At 56.7% G+C, this 823-nt stretch carries 1 protein-coding gene; it reads left to right on the top strand.

The genetic code is table 11. The features are described from left to right. Positions 1–796, top strand: a 796-nt coding sequence (locus tag JK635_RS27895; protein WP_306792903.1) for a reverse transcriptase domain-containing protein, incomplete at its 5' end; no start/stop codon positions are given. Between the last annotated feature and the right edge of the window lie 27 nt (positions 797–823).

Here is an 823-nt window from a genome sequence, read left to right as displayed (position 1 = left end):
GGTGCGACGTCACATCAGGGAAAGCTGGGCCCTGCTGTACATCGAACGGTGGCTAACGGTGCCGTTTGAGACCGTGGACGGGGTGAAGCTGCCCCGTACGCGGGGTACACCACAGGGTGGAGTGGTCAGCCCTATCCTGATGAATCTGTTCATGCACTATGTCTTCGACGACTGGATGAAGCGGAAGTATCCCGGCTGCGTCTTTGCGCGCTATGCCGACGATGCGGTGGTTCATTGCCGTAGCGAGGCACAGGCCAAACTCGTCATGCGAGCGATCGCAGCACGATTGGAGACCTGTGGACTGACGATGCATCCAGAGAAATCGAAGATCGTGTATTGCAGAGACAGCAATCGGACAGCCCAATATCCGAACGTGCAATTTACGTTCCTGGGTTTTACGTTTCGACCCAGAAAGGCGCAGAGCAAGCACAACCGGCGATTTACCAGTTTCCTGCCGGCGGTGAGCAGTAATGCGCTCAAGCGGATGCGCGCGGTGGTGCGGGAATGGCAGTGGTCACGACGTACCACTACGACGCTGTCTGAGCTTGCTGAGCAATGTAACCCGACGATACGGGGATGGTGGAATTACTACGGGGCGTTCTATCAACGGGCGATGCATGGCTTGTTTCGCTATATCGATGACAAGCTACAGCGTTGGGCTCGGCGCAAATACAAAACGCTTACGCGGCGCAAGCAGCGTAGCGTGGAGTGGCTGCGCAAGATGAAGAACGTCGACTCGTGGCGGTTCTTCCATTGGCGTCTTGTTGGAGACGATTGGATAACGGGAGCCGTATGAGGCGAGAGTCTCACGTACGGTTCTGGG

The sequence above is a fragment of the Neobacillus paridis genome (genome assembly GCF_016765675.1).
GTDB lineage: Bacteria > Bacillota > Bacilli > Bacillales > Cytobacillaceae > Neobacillus > Neobacillus paridis.
The sequence above is the reverse complement of the archived record's forward strand: the minus strand, read 5'-3'. Positions and strand labels throughout refer to the sequence as shown.